The 24,187-nt window shown below is 64.1% G+C and carries 22 protein-coding genes and 1 other RNA gene; 12 read left to right on the top strand and 11 right to left on the bottom strand.

Going from position 1 to position 24,187, the window contains the following annotated elements; genetic code table 11:
- Positions 1–4 precede the first annotated feature (4 nt).
- The 4 genes from BLR94_RS10215 to BLR94_RS10200 are packed head-to-tail and all read right to left on the bottom strand — an operon-like array spanning position 5 to position 3,607.
- Positions 5–487, bottom strand: coding sequence for a DUF4442 domain-containing protein (locus BLR94_RS10215; protein ID WP_084304556.1), 483 nt, complete (start codon positions 485–487; stop codon positions 5–7).
- Positions 484–1,674: a 2-octaprenyl-6-methoxyphenyl hydroxylase gene (gene ubiH, locus BLR94_RS10210; RefSeq protein WP_084304557.1), complete on the bottom strand. Its 1,191-nt coding sequence runs from the start codon at positions 1,672–1,674 to the stop codon at positions 484–486. The genes BLR94_RS10215 and ubiH overlap by 4 nt, the downstream gene beginning before the upstream one ends.
- Positions 1,675–1,678: 4 nt before the next feature.
- Complete coding sequence (gene pepP, locus BLR94_RS10205) at positions 1,679–3,013, bottom strand: Xaa-Pro aminopeptidase (protein WP_084304558.1); 1,335 nt, start codon at positions 3,011–3,013, stop codon at positions 1,679–1,681.
- 39 nt (positions 3,014–3,052) lie between these two features.
- A complete protein-coding gene (locus BLR94_RS10200; protein WP_084304559.1) occupies positions 3,053–3,607 on the bottom strand; it encodes a YecA/YgfB family protein in 555 nt (184 codons plus the stop codon).
- Positions 3,608–3,942: 335 nt separating this feature from the next.
- Here BLR94_RS10200 and BLR94_RS10195 point away from each other — a divergent pair, with 335 nt between their 5' ends.
- The 5 genes from BLR94_RS10195 to BLR94_RS10175 all read left to right on the top strand — a co-directional run bounded on the left by BLR94_RS10195 (position 3,943) and on the right by BLR94_RS10175 (position 5,872).
- The gene (locus BLR94_RS10195; protein WP_084304560.1) at positions 3,943–4,152 is read left to right on the top strand and encodes a TIGR02449 family protein; all 210 of its coding nucleotides are present in this window, start codon (positions 3,943–3,945) and stop codon (positions 4,150–4,152) included.
- Entirely contained in the window at positions 4,149–4,463 is a 315-nt protein-coding gene (locus BLR94_RS10190) for a cell division protein ZapA (protein ID WP_084304561.1), read from the top strand. The genes BLR94_RS10195 and BLR94_RS10190 overlap by 4 nt, the downstream gene beginning before the upstream one ends.
- Before the next feature lie 33 nt (positions 4,464–4,496).
- Positions 4,497–4,675, top strand: a non-coding RNA gene (gene ssrS / locus BLR94_RS10185) — 6S RNA.
- 97 nt (positions 4,676–4,772) lie between these two features.
- Positions 4,773–5,369, top strand: coding sequence for a 5-formyltetrahydrofolate cyclo-ligase (locus BLR94_RS10180; RefSeq protein WP_084304562.1), 597 nt, complete (start codon positions 4,773–4,775; stop codon positions 5,367–5,369).
- A 53-nt stretch (positions 5,370–5,422) separates the two neighbouring features.
- Positions 5,423–5,872 carry an EVE domain-containing protein gene (locus tag BLR94_RS10175; RefSeq protein WP_084304563.1) on the top strand — a complete coding sequence of 150 codons (450 nt, stop codon included), beginning with the start codon at positions 5,423–5,425 and terminating at the stop codon, positions 5,870–5,872.
- Here the strand turns inward: BLR94_RS10175 and BLR94_RS10170 are convergent, their stop codons facing one another.
- On the bottom strand, positions 5,873–6,292 hold the full coding sequence (locus tag BLR94_RS10170) for a flagellar basal body-associated protein FliL (RefSeq protein WP_084304564.1): 420 nt from the start codon (positions 6,290–6,292) through the stop codon (positions 5,873–5,875).
- 154 nt (positions 6,293–6,446) lie between these two features.
- Between BLR94_RS10170 and BLR94_RS10165 the strand changes: the two genes are divergently transcribed.
- From BLR94_RS10165 to fecA, 4 genes are all read left to right on the top strand, one after another.
- Positions 6,447–7,424, top strand: coding sequence for an NADPH:quinone oxidoreductase family protein (locus BLR94_RS10165; protein WP_084304565.1), 978 nt, complete (start codon positions 6,447–6,449; stop codon positions 7,422–7,424).
- Between the two features lie 84 nt (positions 7,425–7,508).
- The gene (locus BLR94_RS10160; RefSeq protein ID WP_084304566.1) at positions 7,509–8,021 is read left to right on the top strand and encodes a sigma-70 family RNA polymerase sigma factor; all 513 of its coding nucleotides are present in this window, start codon (positions 7,509–7,511) and stop codon (positions 8,019–8,021) included.
- Between the two features lie 2 nt (positions 8,022–8,023).
- Positions 8,024–8,983, top strand: coding sequence for a FecR domain-containing protein (locus BLR94_RS10155; RefSeq protein WP_084304567.1), 960 nt, complete (start codon positions 8,024–8,026; stop codon positions 8,981–8,983).
- Positions 8,984–9,056: 73 nt separating this feature from the next.
- A complete protein-coding gene (gene fecA / locus BLR94_RS10150) occupies positions 9,057–11,432 on the top strand; it encodes a TonB-dependent Fe(3+) dicitrate receptor FecA (RefSeq protein WP_084304568.1) in 2,376 nt (791 codons plus the stop codon).
- A 188-nt stretch (positions 11,433–11,620) separates the two neighbouring features.
- Here the strand turns inward: fecA and BLR94_RS10145 are convergent, their stop codons facing one another.
- The 4 genes from BLR94_RS10145 to trxA all read right to left on the bottom strand — a co-directional run bounded on the left by BLR94_RS10145 (position 11,621) and on the right by trxA (position 16,181).
- Positions 11,621–12,586 carry a CDP-6-deoxy-delta-3,4-glucoseen reductase gene (locus BLR94_RS10145; RefSeq protein WP_084304569.1) on the bottom strand — a complete coding sequence of 322 codons (966 nt, stop codon included), beginning with the start codon at positions 12,584–12,586 and terminating at the stop codon, positions 11,621–11,623.
- Positions 12,586–14,052 (bottom strand): 4-hydroxy-3-polyprenylbenzoate decarboxylase, encoded by a 1,467-nt coding sequence (ubiD, locus tag BLR94_RS10140; RefSeq protein WP_084304570.1) that lies wholly within the window; start codon positions 14,050–14,052, stop codon positions 12,586–12,588. Before ubiD ends, BLR94_RS10145 begins: the two co-directional genes overlap by 1 nt.
- A gap of 302 nt (positions 14,053–14,354) precedes the next feature.
- Positions 14,355–15,614, bottom strand: a complete 1,260-nt coding sequence (rho, locus tag BLR94_RS10135; RefSeq protein ID WP_084304571.1) for a transcription termination factor Rho — start codon at positions 15,612–15,614, stop codon at positions 14,355–14,357.
- Positions 15,615–15,854: 240 nt separating this feature from the next.
- Positions 15,855–16,181 (bottom strand): thioredoxin TrxA, encoded by a 327-nt coding sequence (gene trxA, locus BLR94_RS10130; RefSeq protein ID WP_084304572.1) that lies wholly within the window; start codon positions 16,179–16,181, stop codon positions 15,855–15,857.
- Between the two features lie 255 nt (positions 16,182–16,436).
- On the opposite strand from trxA, the gene ppx reads away from it, so the two are divergent.
- The gene (ppx, locus tag BLR94_RS10125) at positions 16,437–17,942 is read left to right on the top strand and encodes an exopolyphosphatase (protein WP_084304573.1); all 1,506 of its coding nucleotides are present in this window, start codon (positions 16,437–16,439) and stop codon (positions 17,940–17,942) included.
- A gap of 34 nt (positions 17,943–17,976) precedes the next feature.
- Here ppx and BLR94_RS10120 read toward each other — a convergent pair whose 3' ends face one another.
- Both BLR94_RS10120 and BLR94_RS10115 read right to left on the bottom strand, forming a co-directional pair.
- The gene (locus BLR94_RS10120) at positions 17,977–18,276 is read right to left on the bottom strand and encodes a DUF2218 domain-containing protein (protein WP_084304574.1); all 300 of its coding nucleotides are present in this window, start codon (positions 18,274–18,276) and stop codon (positions 17,977–17,979) included.
- Between the two features lie 204 nt (positions 18,277–18,480).
- Positions 18,481–20,634: a TonB-dependent siderophore receptor gene (locus BLR94_RS10115; protein ID WP_084304722.1), complete on the bottom strand. Its 2,154-nt coding sequence runs from the start codon at positions 20,632–20,634 to the stop codon at positions 18,481–18,483.
- A gap of 406 nt (positions 20,635–21,040) precedes the next feature.
- On the opposite strand from BLR94_RS10115, the gene BLR94_RS10110 reads away from it, so the two are divergent.
- Positions 21,041–22,012, top strand: a complete 972-nt coding sequence (locus BLR94_RS10110) for a helix-turn-helix transcriptional regulator (protein WP_084304575.1) — start codon at positions 21,041–21,043, stop codon at positions 22,010–22,012.
- A gap of 309 nt (positions 22,013–22,321) precedes the next feature.
- Positions 22,322–24,064 carry a potassium/proton antiporter gene (locus BLR94_RS10105; protein ID WP_084304576.1) on the top strand — a complete coding sequence of 581 codons (1,743 nt, stop codon included), beginning with the start codon at positions 22,322–22,324 and terminating at the stop codon, positions 24,062–24,064.
- Positions 24,065–24,187 lie beyond the last annotated feature (123 nt).

Below are 24,187 nucleotides of genomic sequence, written 5' to 3'. Positions count from 1 at the left end.
TTCCTCAGGCGGCCTGCCGCTGGCGCGGCTTGAGCCGCACGTAAAGCGTCTTGTGTACCCGCGCGACCAGGGTGCCGTCGCCATCGCGGACTTCCACCTGCAACTCGGGCAGGTACTTTTCACCCGCAGCGGTACGCTGGCGCACCTCGTCGACGAATGCCTGATCGATGGCGAACGAGGCGAATACCGGGCCTCTGCCCGGCGCGATGAAGTCAATGCTGGCGGCCTTGTCCCAGACCACGTAATCGCGCCCCAGGTTCTCCATCAGCATCAACATGTAGAAAGGATCGGTCATCGAATACAGGCTGCCGCCGAATTGGGTACCCACATAGTTGCGGTTGTACCAACCCAGACGCATCTTCACGTCGACCTGACGAAAATCCGCTGCGATGCGCCGAATCCATACACCAGCCCCCAGGTAGGGCGGGTAGCAATTCATCACCCAGCGCAGCAGGCGAGCCTTGCGCGCCAGCCGCCGGGCACTCATTGCAGGGTACCGCGCGTACCCATGCCCATGGCCTGGCGGGCGAACCAGCGCTTGGCCGGCGGCAACAATTCCAACCCCAGCAGGCCGAGGTTACGGCCCGCGGCGAGCAGCGGCTGGTCGGTGCTGAACAGCCGGGTGACCTGATCCGAAAAGCCCACGGTGAAGGCTTGGTCGCCAGCCTGGTGACTGGCATAGCGCTGCAGAGTGGCCAGGTCGCCAAGCGGCGCGGAACTCGCCAGCACGACATCGGCCAGGGCACGGACATCGCGCAGCGACAGGTTGAAGCCCTGCCCGGCAATCGGATGCAGGCTGTGCGCGGCATTGCCCAGCACCACCAGATTGGCGCGTACCTGCTCGGCCGCCTCGACCAGCACCAGCGGATAAGGCACCCTCGCGCCGACCTGACGCAAGGCACCGAGGCGGTAACCGAAGGCTTCCTGCAGCTCGGCGAGGAAGGCTCGTTCGTCCAGTTCGAGCAGCCGCTCGACATTCCGGCTCGGATGCGTCCACACCAGTGCACAACGATTGTCGGAAAGCGGCAGCAGCGCCAGTGGCCCGGACTCGGTAAAGCGTTCGAAGGCTTCGCCAGCGTGCGGGCGGGAAGGCGTGATATTGGCAATCAGCGCGGTCTGGTCATAAGGCCGTTGGTTCACCGTGATGCCCAACTGCTCACGCAGCGAAGAGCGTCCGCCATCGGCGAGCACCGCCAGGGAGCAGTCGATCACACTTTCATCATCGAGGGTCAGGCGATAGCCGTCCGGCAGCGCGTCCATCCGCTCGACCTGGGCCGGGCAGCGCCACTGGATCACTTCGGCGTCCAGCGCCTGCCACAGGCAGTGGCCGAGCCAGGCGTTTTCCACCACATAGCCCAGGGCAGGAACGCCTTCCTCCTCGGCACTCAGCCGCGCAGCGGCGAAGCGCCCGCGATCCGATACCTGTATCTGCTCGATGGGCGTGGCGTGCTGGGCGATCGCCGCCCACAGGCCAAGACCTTGGTAGATCAGCCGCGAGCCGTATGACAGCGCCGTGGAGCGGGCATCGTAGCTCGGCTGGTAGCCTTCGCCAGGAGCGAATGGCTCGATCAAAGCGATTCGCCAGCCGCGCTTGCGCGCCTCGCCCTGCAACGCCAGCGCCAAGCTGGCACCGACCAGACCACCGCCGATGATCGCCAGATCGACCCGCAGCATGGCCTCAGGCCACCTGCGCGCGGGCAGCGGCCATCAGTGCCTCGATCTCGTCGACGGTCTTGGGGACGTCGCCGGTGAGAATCTCGCAACCGGTCTTGGTCACCACGACGTCGTCCTCGATGCGCACGCCGATACCGCGCCATTTCTTGGCGACATTCTGGTTATCCACCGCGATGTAGATCCCCGGCTCGACGGTCATGGCCATGCCCACTTCGAGCACACGCCATTCGCCGCCGACCTTGTATTCGCCGACGTCATGCACGTCCATGCCCAGCCAATGGCCGGCACGGTGCATGTAGAACGGCTTGTAGGCCTCCGCGGCGATCAGCTCGTCGACATTACCCTTGAGCAGGCCCAGCTCGACCAGACCGGCGGTGATCACCCGTACCGTGGCTTCATGGGCCTCGTTCCAGTGACGACCCGGCGCGATGTGCTTGAAGGCTTCCAGGTTGGCCGCCAGCACGATCTCGTAGATGGCCCTCTGCTCGGCCGTGAAGGTGCCGCTGACCGGGAAGGTACGGGTGATGTCGCTGGCATAGCAGTCGATCTCGCAGCCGGCGTCGATCAGTACCACGTCGCCATCCTTGAGCAGGGCGTCGTTCTCGCGGTAATGCAGGATGCAGGCATTCTTGCCGGCCGCGACGATGGAACCGTAGGCCGGCATCTTCGAGCCGCCCTTGCGAAACTCGTAATCCAGTTCGGCTTCCAGGTGGTATTCGTACAGCCCCGCGCGGCTGGCCTGCATGGCCTTGATGTGGGCCCGTGCGGAAATCTGCGCCGCCTCGCGCATCACTTTCACTTCGCCGGCCGACTTGTACAGACGCAGGTCGTGCAGGAAGTGGTTGAGGGCGACGAATTCCTTCGGTGGCGTGGCGCCCTGGCGGGCCTTGGAGCGGATCACGTTGACCCAGTCCATCAGATGCCGATCGAATTCCGGGTTGGTACCCACGGCGTAATAGACACGCTCGCGACCTTCGATCAGCCCCGGCAGGATGTCGTCGATATCGCCGATGGGAAAGGCATCGTCCGCACCAAAGCGGCTGATGGCGCCTTCCTGACCGGCGCGCAAGCCATCCCACAGTTCACGCTCGGGATCACGCTCTCGGCAGAACAGCACGTATTCGCCGTGCTCGCGGCCGGGGATCAATGCGATCACCGCCTCGGGCTCGGGAAAGCCGGACAGGTACTGGAAATCACTGTCCTGGCGATAGATATGTTCGACATCGCGGTTGCGGATGAACACGGGTGCCGCCGGCAGAATGGCGATGCTGTTGGGTTCCATCAGTGCCATCAGCGCCTTGCGTCGACGGGCGTATTCCGCTTTGGAGATGCTGGTCATGGGCACGCTAGGTTCCGATCGGTCGAATGAGTGGCAGTATCAGTGCAGCGACGGTTTCGGCGCTGGGGCAGCCGGCCTGTTGCACTCGGCGAACAGCAGCAGCGGCGCCACACGCAGGTATTCGGTGACCTCCATGTAATCGTTCTCGCCGTCCTCAGACTCATCCAGGGCATTCTGCACCTGGGCGATGGCGGACAGATCCTGCAGCACTTCCATGGCTTCGGCGCTCAGCGCCGCGTCGCCGGAAGTGAGGCCGAAACCTCCGAGGAAGCCCTGGCACCACTGGCCCAGAGCGGCGGCACGTTCGGCCAGCGGGGCGTCGTCGGAAGGCAGCAACAGAACGACGGTGACATCCTCACCGGTCAATTCGCCGCGAACCATTTCCTGCAGGCCGATCAGCGCCTGGCGGACATTCTCCGGCGGCTCGCTACCGAGCAGTTCGTTGGCGTCGACCAGCCAGGGGCCTGCCTCGAAACCGGCGCCGGCACAGCTGCGGCCGAGTAGCAGGCCGTGCAGCTCGGCGGGAGAAACGGAGGCACCGCCACTGGCGAGCAAGGTGGCGAATGCAGCGTAGGGAGAACGGGAAGTCGGCATTGATCACTAGGCGCCAAGCGGCGCAATCACTAGAATGGAAGCCTTGTATCGTAGGGCCTGTTAACATTTCCGCGCAAGCCGCGTCGCTGCGTTTCTCGCCGGTTCATTTAGCCGGCTAGACTTCGCGGCTGTGTGACCCACATGGATGGGGAAATGCCGCCAGCCCGCCGGGAGCGGGCCCGGCCCTTGTATCCCGGCAAAACGGGCTCCGGCGCGGCCGCGGGGCAGCGTTAACTGGCCTGGTCAGCTGCAGACGTGCCAAGACTATCCGCGGGTTTGCGCCCCTTGGCCAGCGCACCCATACACTCCAGACAACCCTGCCGAAGCGAGAGCCAATGGAAGACGCCGATCTGAAAGCCCTGACGGCCAAACTGGAGTTGCTGATTCAGCGTGTCGAGCGCCTCAAGGCGCAAAACCGTCTCTTGCAGGAGAGCGAACAGGCGTGGCGCGAAGAACGCGCTCATCTGATCGAAAAGAACGAAATGGCCCGACACAAGGTCGAATCGATGATTTCGCGCCTCAAAGCCCTGGAGCAGGACTCATGACCCAATCGAATACCGTTACCGTCCAGATTCTGGATAAAGAATATTGCATCGCCTGCCCCGCAGAGGAGCGTAGCAACCTGCAAAGCGCCGCCCGTTACCTGGATGGCAAGATGCGTGAGATCCGCAGCGGCGGCAAAGTCATCGGTGCCGACCGGGTTGCGGTGATGGCCGCCTTGAACATCACCCATGACCTGCTGCACAAGCAACAGCACCTGGATCAGCAAGCCACCGCCACCCGCGATCACGTGCGTGATCTGCTGGGCCGGGTCGACAATGCGCTGATCGATGACGCCGATGGCCGCGGCGCCTGACCAACGGTCCGTACTTTGCGTTATACTGGCCACAGCTCCCTGGAGTGTGCGCCAGTCGGTGATGTCCCTGAGCCGATACGCACAACCCTGGGGGTTGTCAGTTGAAGCCGGTGTGCATGTCCGCTCGACGGAAAGCCTTAAGGTTTCCTGCAACCTCCACCTTGAACTTTCGGGTTCAAGGGCTAAACCGACAGCGGCATGCTGGGGAGTCACTATTCACGGCCCGTTGCCGGCTCACGCTGGCAACGGGCTTTTTGTTGCCTGCGATTGCCTGCCAGCCAACGCTTTCGTCACCGTGCCTGCTTGCCCATGATCGACGCCAACGACCTCACGCGCGCCCAATTGCGCCGTATCCTGCGCCAGCAACGTCGCCGCCTGGCACCTGTGGCACAGCGCCACGCTGCCAGGGCGCTGTATCGCCAGCTGGCGCATCACCCGCTGTTTCGCCGCGCCCGCCACGTCGCGCTGTACCTGGCGAACGACGGTGAAATCGACCCTCACCTGTTGATCGCGGCAGCCCATCGGCGTGGCAAGCGGGTCTACCTGCCGGTGCTGAAGTCCTGGCCACGTACCAGCATGGTGTTTCAGCGTATCGACGCCGGGGAGCGGCTGGTCGGCAATCGCTTCGGTATCCCCGAGCCTCGCCGTCACGGCAGGCGCCAGCGCAAGGTCTGGACACTGGATCTGATTCTTCTGCCTCTCGTGGGCTTTGATCGCCACGGCGGCCGGTTGGGCATGGGCGGCGGCTTCTACGACCGCAGCCTGGCCTACCGGACGCGCCGCAGCTGCTGGCAAAAACCGACGCTGCTGGGGTTGGCACACGGCTGTCAGCAGGTCGACCGACTGCCCGTGGCGGGCTGGGACATACCGCTGGATGCCACGGTCACCGACGATGGCTGGTACTGACGCCAGCCGCGCCTGACCGCCTCTCTCTCAACGTACCGATCCGGGAGCCCCTCATGCCCTACTGGCTGATGAAATCCGAACCTGACGAACTGTCCATAGGCGACCTGCAGCGCCTGGGCAAGGCACGCTGGGATGGCGTGCGCAATTACCAGGCACGCAATTTCATTCGTCACATGCAGGACGGCGATCAGTTCCTGTTCTATCACTCGAGCTGCGCGCAGCCCGGGGTGGCAGGAATCGCCCGTATCGAAGGCGCCCCCTACGAAGACCCCACGGCGTTTGACGCCAAGAGTCATTACTTCGATGCCAGGGCCAGCGCCGAGAAGAATCCATGGACCGCCATCGACGTGGCATTCGTCGAGGCCTTCGCGCGAGTCATCCCCCTGGCCGAGTTGAAGGCACAGGGCGCGTTGCAGGAACTGGCACTGGTGCAAAAGGGTAGCCGTCTGTCGGTGATGCCGGTGAGCGAGGCGCAGTGGACGGCGATCCTGCTGCTGCGCTGATCAGCCCTGCAGGATCAGGTTGTTGAACAGCAGGTCCTCGACCAGCGGCTTGCCTTCTTCGTCATTGAGCACCTGCTGCACCTGCTTGAGGGCTTCCTGACGCAGTTTTTCCTTGGCATCGGGGGTGGCCAGGCTTTCCTCGGTCTGCTGGGAAAACAGCATCACCAACTGATTGCGAATCAGTGGCTCATGGTGCGTGACCTTGGCCTCGGCGTCGGCACCGGTTACACGCAGCGCGACGTCAGCCTTGTAATACTTGAGCTGCGGGCCGGTACCGAAGTTGCCAACCAGTGCGGGGGTCAGGCTGTGGTAGATCACCTGCGTCGCGGCAGCCTCGCCGTCCCCCTCCTTCTTTTCCTCGTTGGCGAAAGCCGGGAACGACAGTGCGCAGGCAAGCAAAAGCGTGACGAGGGTTTTCACAGGGCTATCTCCGTTGGCTTGCCTGCAAGCATAGCAATGCCTGCAACGGATCCCAATGCTTATGGCAGACCATCAGGGGCGACGATGCTCGTTGACCCGACCGAGGCGCTTTCTAGACTGCGTTGAAGACCGCAGCAAACCACAGGTGATGACGATGAAAGCACTGCTATGCAAGGCCTTCGGCCCCGCCGATTGCCTGGTACTGGAAGATGTCGCCAGTCCACGCGCAAAGGACCATGAGGTGCTGATCGAGGTTCAGGCGGCTGGCGTGAATTTTCCCGACACGCTGATCATCGAAGGCAACTACCAGTTCAAACCGCCCTTCCCCTTCGCACCGGGCGGCGAAGTGGCCGGTGTGGTCAGCGCGGTTGGTGACAAGGTTGTCCATCTGCACGTCGGTGATCGGGTCATGGCGCTGACCGGTTGGGGCGGTTTCGCCGAACAGGTCGCGGTACCGGCCTACAACGTCCTGCCGATGCCCGACGGCATGGACTTCATCAGCGCCGCCGCCTTCGGCATGACCTACGGCACCTCGATGCACGCACTCAGGCAACGCGCCGGGTTACAGGCAGGCGAAACCCTGCTGGTGCTCGGCGCGTCCGGCGGGGTCGGCCTGGCTGCGGTGGAGGTCGGCAAAGCCATGGGCGCCCGCGTGATCGCAGCGGCAGGCAGCGCTGCCAAGCTGGAGGTGGCCAGACAGGCGGGCGCCGACGAGCTGATCGACTACAGCACGCAGAGCCTCAAGGAGGAAGTGAAACGCCTGACCGATGGCCAGGGCGCCGATGTGATCGTCGACCCGGTGGGTGGCGAGCTGTTCGATCAGGCCGCGCGCAGCATCGCCTGGAACGGCCGCCTGCTGGTCGTCGGATTTGCCAGCGGACACATTCCGCAGTTGCCGGTGAACCTGATGCTGCTCAAGGGCGCGGCGGTGGTCGGCGTGTTCTGGGGCGCCTTCGCACAGCGACAGCCAGCGGACAATGCCGCCAATTTTGCCCAGCTGTTCACCTGGCATGCCGAGGGCAGGCTGAAACCTCTGGTCTCGCAGACCTACCCGCTGGCCGACGGCGGCGCAGCCATCGAGGTCCTCGCGCAACGCAAGGCGGTCGGCAAACTGGTGGTCAGGGTGCGCTGAGCAGATTGCCGCAGGACGGCCGAGCTATGAAAATGAGAACTATTGCTATATAAAGCGCGCTTTATTTCTCTGGATATTGCGCGCATGTCGACCTTGTCCTGCCTGCACGACGGCCCTCTCGCTGCGCATCAGCTCTACAGCGAGCACCACAGCTGGTTGCGCCTGCGCCTGCAACAGCGCCTGGGCTGCGCCTTCGATGCGGCCGACCTGGCCCACGACACCTTCCTGCGCATTCTCGCCCGCCGGGATCTTGCCGATATTCGCGAACCGCGGCCCTATCTGGCCACCGTCGCCAAGGGCCTGATGGTCAATCACCTGCGTCGCAAGGCGCTGGAGCGGGCGTACCTGGACAGCCTGGCGAATCTCCCCGAAGACCTGCTGCCAGGCCCCGAAGCGCGTTACCTGCTACTGGAAACCCTGCTGGAAATCGATGCCCTGCTCGATGGCCTGCCTGCCAGGGTTCGCCAGGCCTTCCTGTTGTCGCAACTCGACGGTCTCACTTACCCGCAGATCGCCGAGCACCTGGGCGTGTCACTCAGCTCGGTGAAACAGTACATGTTCAAGGCCATCCGCCACTGCATGCAGCCAGGCCTCTGAGCATGAATTCCCGAGCGCCCTATCAACCGTTGTCCGACATCGCGCTCGACCAGGCCGCCCACTGGTTCGTCACCCTGCATGCTGGCGATGCCAGCGAAGAGGACCAGCAACGCTGGCGGCAGTGGCTCGACGCGTCGCCCGAGCACGCCCGGGCCTGGGCTTGCGCCAATGGCGTCGGAGGTCACTTCAAGGGGCTGCCGGCCGACCTGGCCAGGGCAACGCTGAGCGTCCCGGCGGGTATCGGCCGTCGCCGTGCGATCAAGAACCTGGCAGTGCTGATCGGCGTTGCCGGCAGCGGCTGGTTCGCCCTGCGCGAGCAGCCCTGGCAGCGTTGGACTGCCGACTATAGGACAGGCCTGGCCGAGCAGGGTGAATGGCGCCTGGCCGACGGCAGCCTGCTGAACCTCAACAGCAGTAGCGCCATTAGCGTCGAGTTCAGCCAGGCTGAACGCATTCTGCATCTGCTCGATGGCGAACTGCTGCTGGAAACCGGGCGCGATCCCCGTCCGCTGCGGGTGATCACCGCCGAAGGCAGCGTCCGCCCCATCGGCACGCGCTTCTCCGTCAGCCAGCAAGCCGGACACACAGGGGTCGCGGTATTCAGTGGCAGCGTAGAGCTCACCCCCGGCGCCGCCCCGAGCAGCCGGCGCCAGCTCGACAGCGGACAGGCGTCGCGCCTGTACCGCGCAGGCAGCGACGCCCCCACGCCCGTTAGCGATGACCTGCTCGCCTGGCTGCACGGCATGCTGATTGCCGATGACATGCCGCTAAGCGATTTCGCCAGTGCCTTCGAGCGCCAGCGCCGCGGCAGGGTGACCTGCGCCACAGCGGTGGCGGACCTGCGCATATCCGGCGCCTTCCCGCTCAACGACAGTGATCGCGCCCTCGACGCCCTGGCTGCCAACCTGCCGGTACGCATCCGCCGCTTCACCCGTTACTGGGTGCATATCGAGCCGCGCTGAAAAAACGTCTGCGCGGCCTGTACCTTTTCGACGCTCGACTGGCCCTTCAATACACCACCCATTGGAGGGCAACATGGTCTCGCTCACGTCCTTTCCCAGCCGTCACCCGCTCACCCTCGCCATCGGCCTGGCCCTTGGTACCCTGAGCACACTTCCGATCAACCTGGCCATGGCCGCCGAAAGCTCGGCGACCCAGACGGCAACCCGCAGCTATGACGTGCCCGCCGGCCCCCTGGGTACCGCGCTGTCGCGCTTCGCCGCGCAGAGTGGTGTGCTGCTGTCCTTCGACCCGGCGTTGACCGCCAACAAAAACAGCGCCGGCCTGAAGGGCAGCTACGGAATCGACCAAGGCTTCGCCCGGCTACTGCAGGGTAGCGATCTGAGCACCGAACGGGACGCTGATGGCGGTTACCGCCTGCACGCCCTGACCGCCGCTGTTAGTGGCGAACCCATGCAGTTGCAGGCCTCCAGCGTGGTGGGTGACTGGCTGGGCAGCGCCGATGCGCTCGATGTGTACAACCACCCTGGCGCTCGCGACGTGATTCGCCGCGACATCTTCGAGCAGATGGGTGCCAGCAGTGCCCGGGACGTGCTCAACCGCATTCCCGGCGTCAACGCTCCGGAAAACAATGGCACCGGCAGCCACGACCTGGCGCTCAATTTCGGTATCCGTGGCCTGAATCCGCGCCTGGCCTCGCGCTCCACGGTACTGATGGATGGAATTCCGGTGCCCTTCGCCCCTTATGGCCAGCCACAGCTGTCCCTGGCGCCGATCTCCCTGGGCAACATGGACGCCATCGACGTGGTGCGCGGCGGCGGCGCGGTGCGTTACGGCCCACAGAACGTCGGCGGTATCGTCAACTTCGTGACCCGTGCCATCCCTGACCAGCCGACCATCAAGGGCGGTCTGCAGACCGAAGTCAGCCCTTCCAGCAGCCAGGATGGCTTCAAGAAGACCGGCAATCTGCTGATCGGCGGCACCAACGACAATGGTCTGGGTGGCGCCCTGCTCTACTCGGGCACCCGTGGCAGCGACTGGCGCGAGCACAGCGATACGCAGATCGACGACCTGATCCTCAAGGGCAAGTACAGCGCCGACGATGTGCACACCTTCTCGGCCATGGGTCAGTACTACGAAGGGGAGGCCGACATGCCGGGTGGCCTCGGCACCGCGGCTTTCGATGCCGATCCGTACCAGTCCACTCGCCCCTACGACAGCTTCTGGGGGCGCCGCACCCTGGCCAGCGCCAGCTATGCCTACACCCCGGACGCCGACCGCGAACTGACGGTCACCAGTTTCTTCACCAAGACCCTGCGCAGTGGCTTCCTCGACCAGGGCAACTTTCTCTCCCTGTCGCCACGCGAGTACTGGGTGCGTGGTATCGAGACCCGCTATTCCCAGGCGTTCGCGACCGGCTTGCTGGATCACGAAGTGGGTGTCGGCTACCGCTACGTCAGCGAGGAAAGCCACGAGCAGCGCTTCCGCAATCCGACCAGCACCGGCGTACTGCCCAGCACTGCCAGCTTGCGAGATCGCAACAGCCGCGGCGAAACCGAAGCCAGTGCGGTGTACATCGATGACCGTATCGATATCGGCAACTGGACCATCACCCCGGGCGTACGCTACGAGAAGATTGCCTCGCGCCAGGACAACAAGATCAACGGCAGCCGTGCCGCCGGGCGCTACAACACCGCCTTGCCGGCGCTGAACGTGCTGTACCGGGTCAATGATCGAGTCAACCTGTACGCCAATACCGAAGGCTCGTTCGGCGCCGTGCAGTACAGCCAGATGGGCAAGGCGCTGGCCAGCGGCGACGTCGAGCCGGAAAAAGCCCGTACCTGGGAACTCGGCACCCGCTATGACGATGGCCTGCTGCAGGCGGAGATCGGCGCCTTCCTGATCAACTTCGACAACCAGTACGAGAGCAATCAGCAGACCAACGACGTCACCGCACGCGGCGAGACCCGTCATCGTGGCGTGGAAAGCAGCCTCAATTACGCGCTCGAGGCGCTGAACCCTGCGCTCAGCGGCCTGTCGGTGTACGCCACCTACACCTTCGTCGACGCCGAGATTCGCGAGAACGGCGACAACAAGGGCAATCAGGTGCCCTTCTCGTCGCGGCACAAGGGCGTGGTGGGGGCTCGCTATGAAAGCGGCCCGTGGCAGTGGGGCGTGGATGGCAGCTACCAGAGCAGCCAGTTCGCCGACAACGCCAATACCAAAGCGGAAAACGCGGCAGGCAACAACGGCGAGATTCCCGGCTACATGGTCTGGGGGCTGCGCGGCGCTTACGATTTCGGCCCGCAGCTGTCCGACCTGACGGTCGCGGCGGGGGTCAAGAACGTCTTCGCTCGTGAGTACTACACCCGCTCGTTCGACGACAACAACAGCGGCAAGTACCTCGGCCAGCCACGTACCCTGTACGTGCAGACGTCGCTGGCGTTCTGATCGGTAGCGTGGCGGCGAACCGCCTTGCGGGTCGCTGCGCCCTACCCGGCCTACGACGCCTGACCGTAGCCCGTCACCGAGCGCAGCGATGTGCGGGGAGCGTTCTTCGAGCCTGTTTCCATGCCGCGAAGAAAGTCGCTCCCGGGGTTTCGCTGCGCTCTACGCCCGGCTACCCGGCAGGCGCGAGATTAGCGTGGGGCGTAGGCGAATACGTCGGCGCGCATCTGGTGGGCGTCCATGCCCGCTTCGACCAGCGCATCCAGCGTGGCATAGACCATGTTCGGCGAGCCGCTGGCATAGACGTGCAACGCGCCAAGGTCGTCGAAATCCTCGCGGATCGCTTCGTGCAGCAGGCCGCAACGCCCAGCCCAGCCACACTGATCGCTGACCACCTGGTGCAGGAACAGATTGGGCAGTGCCTGCCATTCTTCCCAGTGCGGCAAGCGGTAGAAATCCTCCGGCCGCCGCGCGCCCCAGTACAGGTGTACCGGGTGCTCGAAGCCCCGCGAGCGGCACTCCTCGATCAGGCTGTGCATCTGTGCCATGCCGGTGCCTGCGGCGATCAGCACCAGCGGCCCGTCCGGCAACTCGGCAAGGTGGGCGTCGCCGAACGGCAACTGCACCCGTGCTACACCCTGCTCGCGCAGTTGCTCCAGCAGGTTCAGGGCACTCGCTTCGCGGCCGAGGATATGCAGTTCCAGATCACGACCTTGCTGAGGCGCCGAGGCCAGGGAAAACGCCGATTTCTCGCCGTCCCGACGCTCGATCAGCAGGTACTGACCGGCGTGGTACCGCGGCGGCTTGCCGGCCGGTGCACGCAGGCGCACGCGCCAGACATCGCCACCGGCGTCGATGCACGCCAGCACCTGGCAGCCCAGGCTGCGCACCGCGAGTTCACCAGGCGCGAGCACGCCATCCCAGTGCAGCACGCAGTCTTCCAGGGGTTCGGCGATACAGGTGTACAGCTCGCCATGGTCGAGGTTGGCGCCGTCCTGACGCACGCGCCCTTCCACCAGCAGCGCCACGCAGACATGGCAATTACCATTGCGGCAGCTTTGCGGGCAGGTGTAGCCGAGGCGTCGAGCGGCATCGAGAATGCGTTCGCCGGCGTCGACATCGAGCACCGCGCCGGAGGGTTGCAGGGTGACCTTCATCAATCGATTCCCAACTGGCTCCAGATTTCATCGACCCGGCGCGTGACCGCCTCGTCCTTGACGATCGCCCGGCCCCATTCGCGGTTGGTCTCGCCCGGCCACTTGTGGGTGGCATCGAGGCCCATCTTCGACCCCAGCCCGGAGATCGGCGAGGCGAAATCCAGGTAGTCGATCGGCGTGTTGTCGATCATCACCGTGTCGCGTTTGGGGTCCATGCGCGTGGTGATGGCCCAGATCACGTCGTTCCAGTCCCGGGCATCGATGTCGTCGTCGGTGACGATGACGAACTTGGTGTACATGAACTGCCGCAGGAACGACCACACACCGAGCATCACGCGCTTGGCATGGCCGGGGTACTGTTTCTTCATGGTCACCACCGCCATGCGGTAGGAACAGCCTTCCGGCGGCAGGTAGAAATCGGTGATTTCGGGAAACTGCTTCTGCAGGATCGGCACGAACACTTCGTTCAGCGCCACGCCGAGAATCGCCGGTTCATCCGGCGGCCGGCCGGTGTAGGTCGAGTGGTAGATCGGCTCGCGGCGGCGGGTAATGCGCTCGATGGTGAACACCGGGAAGGTGTCGACCTCGTTGTAGTAGCCGGTGTGATCACCATAAGGTCCCTCTGGTGCGGTCTCCCCCGGATGGATGACACCTTCGAGGACGATTTCGGCACTGGCCGGCACCTGCAGATCGTTGCCGATGGCCTTGACCAGTTCGGTGCGGTGGCCGCGCAGGAGGCCGGCGAACGCATATTCGGACAGACTATCGGGCACCGGTGTCACCGCGCCGAGAATGGTCGCCGGGTCAGCGCCCAGGGCCACACAGACGGGATAAGGCGTGCCCGGATGCTTCTCGCACCACTCGCGGTAGTCCAGCGCTCCGCCACGATGGCTGAGCCAGCGCATGATCACCTTGTTGCGACCGATCACCTGCTGGCGATAGATACCGAGGTTCTGGCGTTCCTTGTTGGGTCCCTTGGTGATGGTCAGGCCCCAGGTGATCAGCGGTGCCACGTCACCTGGCCAGCAATGCTGGATCGGCAGTCTGCCGAGGTCGACGTCGTCGCCTTCTTCGATCACCTCGTGGCAGGGCGCATCCTTGAGCACCTTGGGCGCCATGCTGATGACCTTCTTGAAGATCGGCAGCTTGCTCCAGGCGTCCTTGAGCCCCTTCGGCGGCTCGGGTTCCTTGAGGAACGCCAGCAGCTTGCCGATCTCGCGCAGCTCCGACACCTCTTCCGCGCCCATCCCCAGCGCCACGCGCTTCGGCGTGCCAAACAGGTTGCCGAGTACCGGCACGTTATGGCCAGTGGGGTTCTCGAACAGCAATGCCGGGCCGCCCTTGCGCAGGGTACGGTCGCAAATCTCGGTCATTTCCAGGATCGGCGACACCGGCGCCTGAATGCGCTTGAGCTCGCCGCGCTGTTCCAGGCCGCGGATAAAGTCGCGCAGGTCGCGATACTGCATGCTGGAGCCTCTCGATTCGGGGCGCAAAGTTTAGCGCCGAAGTCGGTATTGCAGAAGAATAGCGATACGACAGACAGACGAAAGCCGGGTTTCCCCGGCTTTTGGAGTACAAAAAATAAGCATTGGATCGTAACGAGCGAAGGTCAGGCAGGGCGAAAGCAGGCGAAAAAGCGGAGTGTACTGTTGTACATGAGCATGACTCGCTCCGCTCGCCCCTTCGGGGCCGTACTAAAGTGCGTTAGCCGCAAGCGGCTTTCTGAGCCTGTTTTCAACGCAGCATCACCTTCGCGCAGTAGATCCTCTTACTTGCGCTTCATGGACATGAAGAACTCGTCGTTGGTCTTGGTCGCTTTGAGCTTGTCGATCAGGAACTCGATGGCGGCGATCTCGTCCATCGGGTGCAGCAGCTTGCGCAGAATCCACATGCGCTGCAGCTCGTCTTCGGCGGTCAGCAACTCTTCGCGACGAGTGCCGGCGCGGTTGATGTTGATGGCCGGGAACACGCGCTTCTCGGCGATACGGCGATCCAGGGGCAGCTCCATGTTGCCGGTACCCTTGAATTCTTCGTAGATCACTTCGTCCATCTTCGAGCCGGTCTCGACCAGCGCGGTAGCGATGATGGTCAGCGAGCCGCCTTCTTCGATGTTACGGGCGGCACCGAAGAAACGCTTCGGCTTCTCCAGGGCGTGGGCGTCGACACCACCGGTCAGCACCTTGCCGGAACTCGGGATCACGGTGTTGTAGGCACGCGCCAGACGGGTGATGGAGTCGAGCAGGATGACCACGTCCTTCTTGTGCTCGACCAGGCGCTTGGCCTTCTCGATGACCATCTCGGCGACCTGCACGTGACGGGTCGGCGGCTCGTCGAAGGTCGAGGCGACCACTTCACCACGCACGGTGCGCTGCATCTCGGTCACTTCTTCCGGACGCTCGTCGATCAGCAGAACGATCAGGTGGCACTCGGGGTTGTTGCGGGTGATGTTCGAGGCGATGTTCTGCAGCATGATGGTCTTGCCCGCTTTCGGCGGGGCGACGATCAGGCCACGCTGGCCCTTGCCGATCGGTGCGCAGAGGTCGATGACGCGGCCGGTGATGTCCTCGGTGGAGCCGTTGCCGGCTTCCATGCTCAGGCGCTTGTTGGGGAACAGCGGCGTGAGGTTCTCGAACAGGATCTTGTTCTTGGCGTTTTCCGGACGGTCGAAATTGATACTGTCGACCTTGAGCAGGGCGAAGTAACGCTCGCCCTCTTTCGGCGGGCGGATCTTGCCGACGATGGTGTCACCGGTACGCAGGTTGAAGCGGCGGATCTGGCTCGGCGATACGTAGATGTCATCGGGGCCGGCGAGATAGGAGGCGTCCGCGCTGCGCAAAAAGCCGAAGCCGTCCTGGAGGATCTCCAGCACGCCATCACCGGAAATTTCCTCACCGCCCTTGGAATGCTTTTTCAACAGCGAGAAGATCACGTCCTGCTTGCGCGAACGGGCCATGTTCTCGATGCCCATTTGTTCGGCCATTTCCAGCAGTTCGGTAATCGGCTTTTGCTTGAGTTCAGTCAGATTCATATAGGAATGACGTAATCATATAAGGAGGGGATGGTAAGCATTGAGCTTGAGAGGCCGCAGCGCGGATAGGCGACAGGCGCCCGCTTTATTGTCGAATGTTCGAGTAGGAATGCGTCGGCAGCGGCGTGCAGGGGGTCGCTTAGGAAAAGCGACAGGCCTGAATGTAACACCGGTTTTACGAATGCGTCTAGCCTTTGGGCAGAAAAAAGCCCCGTTGTCTACGGGGCTATTCGGCGGATCTTACAGGTTGGCGTCGATGAAGGCAGCCAGTTGCGACTTGGACAGGGCGCCGACCTTGGTGGCTTCGACGTTGCCGTTCTTGAACAGCATCAGGGTCGGGATACCGCGCACGCCGAACTTTGGCGGGGTGTCCTGGTTCTCGTCGATGTTCAGTTTGCAGATCTTCAGCTTGCCCTGGTATTCCTTGGAAATCTCGTCCAGAACCGGTGCGATCATCTTGCACGGACCGCACCACTCAGCCCAGTAGTCGACCAGTACCGGGCCTTCTGCCTGGATGACGTCCTGGTCGAAGCTGGCATCGCTGACGTTGGTGATGAATTCACTCATGGGAAGTCTCCGTGTTCGCAGGCAATAACGATAAAAGTGGCGACCATCATAGCCCGGCTAGCCTGGCACAGGAAGGCGCCGGCCATTGAGCGTAGCTATATCGGCTATCGATGCCGACGATGGGCGGCGGCGGCCTGCACACCGGTTCAAGCGGGTCTGCACGCCTCGCCAGACCTGCCTGCGACGGCGGTATGCGTTGGCGCGCGCGCCCTATCGTGTCACGATGAGGGGGTTCTGCCTCGAGATTGATTGATCATGCCGCACTCCCATGCCGAGTCCTTTCCCCTGGTCGCCGCCATCGATCTGGGCTCCAACAGCTTCCACATGGTACTGGCCAAGGCCGATCATGGCGAAATACGCATTCTCGAACGGCTCGGTGACAAGGTTCAGCTGGCGGCGGGTATCGACGAGGCGCGCCAGCTCAGCGAAGAGGCCATGCAGCGCGGCCTCGACTGCCTGAGCCGTTTCGCCCAGCTGACCAACAGCCTGCCCCAGGGCGCGGTGCGCATCGTCGGCACCAACGCTCTGCGTGAAGCCCGCAACCGCGCCGAGTTCATTCGCCGCGCGGAGGCCCTGCTGGGCCATCAGGTGGAAGTCATTTCCGGGCGCGAAGAAGCACGCCTCATCTACCTCGGCGTGTCGCACAGCATCGCCGACACCCCTGGCAAACGCCTGGTGGCCGATATCGGCGGCGGCAGCACCGAATTCATCATTGGCCAACGCTTCGAACCGCTGCTGCGCGAGAGCCTGCAGATGGGCTGCGTAAGCTACACCCAGCGCTATTTCAAGGATGGCAAGATCACCCCGGCCCGCTATGCCCAGGCGTACACCGCGGCACGCCTGGAGATCATGGGCATCGAGCACGGCCTGAGCCGCCTCGGCTGGCAGGACGCGGTGGGCGCCTCGGGCACCATCAAGGCCATCGGCCTGTCGATCCAGTCCGCCGGGCTGAGCAGCAACGGTGAAGTGACCGCCGAGGGCCTGGCCTGGCTCAAGCGCAAGGTGTTCAAGTGCGGCGATGTCGAACGCCTCGACCTGGATGGCTTGAAGCCGGATCGACGGCCGATCTTCCCGGCGGGCCTGGCGATTCTCGAGGCCATCTTCGATGCCTGCGAGCTGAACCGCATGAGCCATTCCGAAGGTGCCCTGCGCGAAGGCGTGCTCTATGACCTGCTCGGCCGTCACCAGCACGAGGACGTGCGCGAGCGTACCCTGTCGGCCTTCATGGAGCGCTACCATGTCGATCAGGAGCAGGCCGCACGCGTCGAGGCCAAGGCGTTGGCGGCACTCGACAAGGTGGCCAGGGATTGGGGGCTGACCGACGACTGGCATCGCGAGCTGCTCAGTTGGGCGGCCAAGGTGCACGAGGTCGGCCTGGATATCGCCCACTACCAGTACCACAAGCACGGCGCCTACCTGATCGAGCACTCGGATCTGTCCGGGTTTTCACGCCAGGATCAGCAGATGCTCGCCCTGCTGGTGCGCGGCCATCGCCGCAACATTCCCAAGGACAAGCTCACCGAGTTCGGCCAGGAAGGGGTGAAACTGGTTCGCCTTTGCGTGCTGCTGCGTTTCGCCATCCTGTTCCACCACATCCGTGGCAGCCAGAACATGCCGACCGTGCGCTTGAAAGCCGGCCCCACCAGCCTGGCGATTCAGTTTCCCGATGGCTGGCTGGCGGCCAATCCGCTGACCCAGGCGGACTTCGAGAGCGAAGCCGACTGGCTCAAGCGTATCGACATCACCCTGACGGTGCGATGACGTTGCAGATGGGCATCGCGCCTGCCATGCCCACTCAAGCGTTTTCCTGCGGTACCGCCCGCCATTCGATCCGCAACGCTTCCTTGCGCGCGAAGCGCACCAGGTGGTCATCCACTACCGCGCACATCCTTGCGACGGCCTCATCGTCCTGGGCCAGGCACTCGAAGCTGAGTGCCCGCTCATCGGCGGACATCAGGCACACACCATAGGGAAACTCTGCCCGTGCTTCCCGGGCATCGAACTCGACAGCGATCTTGTGGCGGAAATGCTTGCACAGCTTGGTCATGTACAGGGAGGCCGCGGCCGTGGCCACGCACCCTTGAAAACGGATCATGCAGGTTTCTCGGATGTTGAGATCACGGTAAGGCATCGAGCGCGCACGAGGGCGAGCTCGCAGGATGGATCGGGGGCGTAGCCGACGCTTCACCTATGCGGCCCGATCCGTACACCGCTCTGCAATCGCAATGGTGGGCAAGAGCGTTGCCAACGCGCCCGACCCACCCGGCGTCCGCGTTATCCCGGCAGCGCTGCCCTGACCTCAGAACTCGACGCTCAGGCTGGTGTAGAAGGTGCGCCCCGGTTCGTTGTAGGTATAGGCGCCGGCCTCGCGCGCGTTGCCCTCGCGGTACAGGCGCTTGTCGAACAGGTTGTCGACGCCCGCGCCGATGCTCAGGTTCTTGGTGATGGCGTAGCTGCCGCTGAAGCCGACCAGCGCATAAGGGGAAATCTCGCGACGCGCGTCGCCGGTCAGCACGTTGCCCTGGTAGTCGTACTTGCCAGGCTTCTGCTTGCCGTACCAGACCACCGAGGCGCGCAACGACAGCGGCTCGCTGACCTGCCAGTCGAAGCTCGAGTTGACCGTGTATTCGGGGATGATCGACAGCGGCTCGCCGGTTTCCTTGTTCACCGACTGCAGCATGTAGGTGAAGTTGGTGTTCCAGTCCAGGTTGCTCGCCAGCGGCATGTTGAGCGTGCCCTCGAGCCCCTCGACCACCGCCTTGGGCACGTTTTCCCACTGGAACACGTCAGCGTTGGCATAGGCCGAGCTGCTACCGCCCAGGGCGCTGCCGACGATGCTGCGCCCGGCCTCGATCTTGTTCTTGTAGTCGTTGCGGAACCAGGTGATGCCGGCGACCCAGCCATCGCGGTTGAATTCGATGCCCAGCTCCTTGTTGACGCTGGTCTCTGCATCCAGCTTGTCGTTGCCCTGCAGGTAGCAGGAACCGCCGGCGCCCCAGCAGCCGGCACCGCGGCTGTACAGCAGGTAGTTCGGGTTCAGCTGGTAGAGGTTCGGCGCCTTGTAGGCACGTGCGATCCCCGCCTTGAGGGTGAAGTCCGCAGCGAGGGTCTGCGAGACGTTGAGTGCCGGGCTCCAGTTGGTACCGACGATGCTGTGGTGATCGACCCGCAGGCCCGGCGTGAGGATGGTGCCGGGACGCAGCTCGATGTTGTCCTCGGCGAACAGCGAGGCGATTCGCGCCGAAATGTCCGATGCACGGCTGCTGTCGCTGATCCCGGGGACCGAACCGGCCTCGGTGGTGGTCTGGGTGTTCGAGGACGGATCGTCCAGCGACTGCTCGACCCACTCGGCGCCGACCGTCAGAACCTGCTCACGGCCCCAGGACAGCGGCAGGTTGACCTCGCTGTGGGCGGTGGTGCTTTCCAGCACGCTGGTGTTGAACAGGCCGCTGGCGGTGATGTTGCCCTCGGGACCGCCGGAGAGCCCTTCCTCCAGGCGCCGGTTGCGGGTCTTCTCGTACTGCAGGTAGCTCAGGGTGGTGCCGAAGTTCCAATCGCCATGGTGGGTCAGGGCGTAGTTCTCGCGGTACATCTTGTTGGTGGTGCGGCCGAGCCAGGGTTCACGATAGGAGGTCAGCGCCGCGGAACCGCTGTTGTTCATGTTGTCGCCCGCGTAAATGTTGCCCTGGCGGCTGAAACCCGCCTCGAAGTCGACGGTCTGCCGGTCGTCCAGGCGCCAGGACAGCAGGCCGTTGATGTCCTTGTTGCGCACCCCCTCGCGGCCGGACGTGGAGCGTGCGCCGGCATTCACCACATGCCCTTCGTTGATGTCCTCGTCGTCCATGTCGGTCTTGCTGAGGTTACCGTACAGGCGGTAGGACAGGTTCTCCGTGACGGGCCCACTGAGGCCGAAGTTGATGCGTTTGCTGGCCCCTTCATCGCTGTGCTGCGGCATGTTCATGTAGACGGTGGCGTTGCCATGGTGCTCGGCGGTCGGCCCCTTGGTGATGATGTTGACGACCCCGCCCGCGGCGCCATTGCCATAGCGGGCCGCGGCGGGGCCGCGCAGCACCTCGATGCGCTCGATCTGGTCGGCCGGCACCCAATTGGTGTCACCGCGGGTGTCACGGTCGCCACGCCAGCCGTAGCGTATCGAGTTGCGCGAGGTGACCGGCTTGCCATCGACCAGGATCAGGGTGTTCTCCGGGCCCATGCCACGGATATCGATCTGCCGGTTGTTGCCACGGGCGCCGGAGCCGCTGTTGCCGGTCAGGTTGACCCCGGGCTGCTTGCGGATGATCTCGGCGATGTCGTTGGCCGGCGGTGCCTTGCGGATGTCCTCGGCGCTGATCACGGAAACCCCAGGGGCCTGTTTGAGCTCTTCCTGGGCAGTGGCCATGACCTTGGTTTCTTCGAGCTGCAGAGCGTCATCGGCCCGCGCCAGGCCGCTCATCCCGCCGGTCAGCAGCAGCGCAGCGGCCACTCGACTGAGCGGCCAGGTTCCATAACGACGATTTCCCACGTGTTTCTCCCCAGAAATTGACGATGCCGGACAAACGTTATCGATTCGTATTTGCAGGAGAGAATTGTCACACGGGATTACCGAGAAAAGGTTTGTGCAAGCAAGAATGATGTTTGCGCAAACGCCTGCTGTGATCATTAATCATTTAAGAATCATTTGCATTTGAGCGCCGTGCGGGGGTAGCCTTGACCGGCGTTTCCGGCACGGGTGCAGGTGAATCCATCCCGCGTTCGCCGGACGGCCGCAAGGCGTCCGCCTGCGCCTCGCTCGCCAAAAGCGGGTGGCCGGATTCGCGCCACCTTTCCGAGGCCGCAGACTCGCTCGCGCAGGCATGCACATGACCAGCCCGAATACCGTCGTACATCCCCAGCAGTTGATCCGTCAGGTCAGCCCCGACCTGCACTTGATAGAGAGCGAACCGTGCGGGGGCGATCTGTTTCGCGGCACGTTGCGCTGGCTGCGCCTGCGCTCCGGGCTGTCGCTGCACAGCTCCGATTGTCATGAGCTGCACAACTTCAGCACCCAGTTGCAGATCGAGCCGCGCCTGAATTTCGTGCTGTTTCTGCAAGGCCGCAGCGACGTGCGTTACGGCGACCGTGATGTCCGCTTCGGCTCGGACGGCCCGGCCGGTTGCGAAGGCGTCGCGTTGTCCCTGGCCGAACCCGTGCTGTTTTCCCGCAAGGCGCGGCGCGGCGCGCATATCCGCAAGCTGGTGGTCAGCCTATCGCCGGATTGGCTCGACAGCGGCGGGCTGGACGGCCAACCCGAGCATGCGGCCATCACTCGCTTCGCCAACCAGCACATGGCCATGCGCCGTTGGCAGCCGTCGGCACGCCTGCAGGCCCTGGCCGCGCAGATTCTTCATCCGCCGGGCTACAACGCCCTGCTCGACAATCTCTACCTGGAGAGCCGCAGCCTGGAGATCGCCAGCGAAGCGCTGGCCATGCTCAGCCAGCAGCCGGTGGGCGCGGCTTCGGGTCTGCGCCCCCAGGAGCATCAGCGGGTACGCCGGGTGCTCGAACTGCTCGACAGTGGTCAGGCCGACGAGTGGACACTGGAGGCCATCGCCCGAGACATCGGCGTCAATATCAATACCCTGCAGCGCCAGTTCCAGGCGAGCCAGGGCATGACGCTGTTCGAGTACCAGCGCGTGCGCAAGCTGGTACAGGCGCGGTCAGCCCTGGAGCGCGAAGGCATCAGCGTCACCCAGGCCGCCTGGCTGGCGGGTTACGGCAGCGCGGCGAACTTCGCCACCGCCTTCAAGCGCCAGTTCGGCCTGACGCCAAGGCAGGTGAGGTCGAAAATCTAGTGACAAGCCGCAAACAGGATCAGGCCCTGCGAGTGGTGTGGGAAATCTCGCCATGCATCGTTGGAGGGCTTGAAAAGGGAAGGCGCGGACGGCTAGTCCATTCCCCGCGTCTTCCGCCTCACCTGGCAAGATTGCTCGCGGCAGGCGGCTCCCGTCGAAACGTCAACAGACCCTGGTGTCCGGCAGCCTCGGTTAAAAGCCTTGGCTGACCGCCATCGGGCCTGCCGCTGACTTGTAACTATTTTTGACAGCGGCGCCAACGTGCAGGCTAGAATCGGGCTCGCCCCATGACCCCGGAGTCACGCCACCTTGGATGCCAGCACGATCAACAGCCTGTTTCTGGTCGGCGCCCTGATGGTGGGCGCGAGCATCATGGTCAGCTCGCTGTCGTCGCGCCTCGGTATCCCCATTCTGGTCATCATCCTCGCCGTCGGCATGGTGGCGGGCGTCGATGGCGGCGGCATCATCTTCAACAATTACCCGATCGCCTATCTGGTGGGCAACCTGGCCCTGGCGATCATCCTGCTCGATGGCGGCGTACGCACCCGCGTCGGCAGCTTCCGGGTGGCCTTGTGGCCGGCGCTTTCGCTGGCCACGGTGGGTGTGCTGATCACCACCGGGCTGACGGGCATGGTCGCCGCCTGGCTGTTCGACCTGAACCTGATGCAGGGCCTGCTGATCGGCGCCATCGTCGGCTCCACCGACGCCGCGGCGGTGTTCTCACTGCTCGGTGACAAGGGACTCAACGAGCGGGTCAGCGCGACCCTGGAAATCGAGTCGGGCAGCAACGACCCGATGGCAGTGTTCCTCACCGTGACCCTGATCGATATGCTCGCCAAGGGCCAGAGCACATTTCACCTGAGCTTTCTCGGCCACCTGGTGCAGGAGTTCGGCATCGGTGCGCTGCTTGGCCTGGGCGGTGGCTGGTTGCTGCTGAAAATCATCAATCGCCTGCACCTGGCCCACGGCCTGTATCCGCTGCTGGTGGTCAGTGGCGGCCTGCTGGTCTTCGCCCTGACCAATGCCCTGCACGGCAGCGGCTTCCTGGCCGTTTACCTGTGCGGCCTGGTGCTGGGCAACCGGCCGATTCGCTCACGCCACGGCATTCTGCACATGCTCGACGGCATGGCCTGGCTGGCGCAGATCGGTATGTTCCTGGTGCTCGGCCTGCTGGTCACGCCCCACGATCTGCTGCCCATCGCCCTGCCCGCCCTGGGCCTGGCACTGTGGATGATCCTTTTCGCACGCCCGCTGTCGGTGATGGTCGGCCTGATTCCGTTCCGCGCCTTCCACAACCGCGAGAAGGTGTTCATCGCCTGGGTCGGCCTGCGCGGCGCGGTGCCCATCATCCTCGCCGTGTTCCCGATGATGGCCGGCCTGCCCAATGCCCAGCTGTATTTCAACCTGGCCTTCTTCATCGTGCTGGTCTCGCTGCTGCTGCAGGGCGCCAGCCTGCCGTGGGTGGCCAAGCTATTGAAAGTCACGGTGCCGCCGGACCCGGCACCGATTTCCCGCGCCGGCCTGGAGGTGCATCCGACCAGCCAGTGGGAGCTGTTCGTCTATCGCCTGGGCGCCGAAAAGTGGTGCATCGGCGCGCACCTGCGGGACCTGAAGATGCCCGAGGCCACTCGCGTCGCGGCGCTGTTCCGCCACCAGCAGTTGCTGCATCCCTCCGGCAGCACCGTGCTGGAAGCCGGCGACATGCTCTGCGTGATCGGCCATGAGCACGACCTGCCGGCCCTCGGCAAGCTGTTCAGCCAGGCCCCGCAACGCGGCCTGGACCTGCGTTTCTTCGGCGACTTCGTGCTCGAGGGCGATGCCCAGCTGGGTGCCATCGCCGCCCTCTACGGGCTCTCCACCGAGCCGCTGGATCGCACGCAACAGTTGGGGCGCTTCATCACCCAGCAGATCGGCGGCGGCCCGGTGGTCGGCGACCAGGTCGAGTGGCAGGGCCTGACCTGGACGGTCGCGGAGATGGATGGGAACAAGATCCGCAAGGTGGGCGTCAGATTCCCCGAAGGCACCCGTCCGGGACCCGGTCTGTCGTTCTGAAACCGCCCGTATCTGGCCAGCCGGCGCCCCGCCCGAACACGGCAGTGCCAATGCGCAGCCGATCGTGAACGGCTTCTGACAGATCGCCGCGCGGGACTCTCCACCAGTCTGTAGACTCAGCAG

Source organism: Phytopseudomonas flavescens (assembly GCF_900100535.1).
Lineage (GTDB): Bacteria > Pseudomonadota > Gammaproteobacteria > Pseudomonadales > Pseudomonadaceae > Aquipseudomonas > Aquipseudomonas flavescens.
The sequence above is the reverse complement of the archived record's forward strand: the minus strand, read 5'-3'. Positions and strand labels throughout refer to the sequence as shown.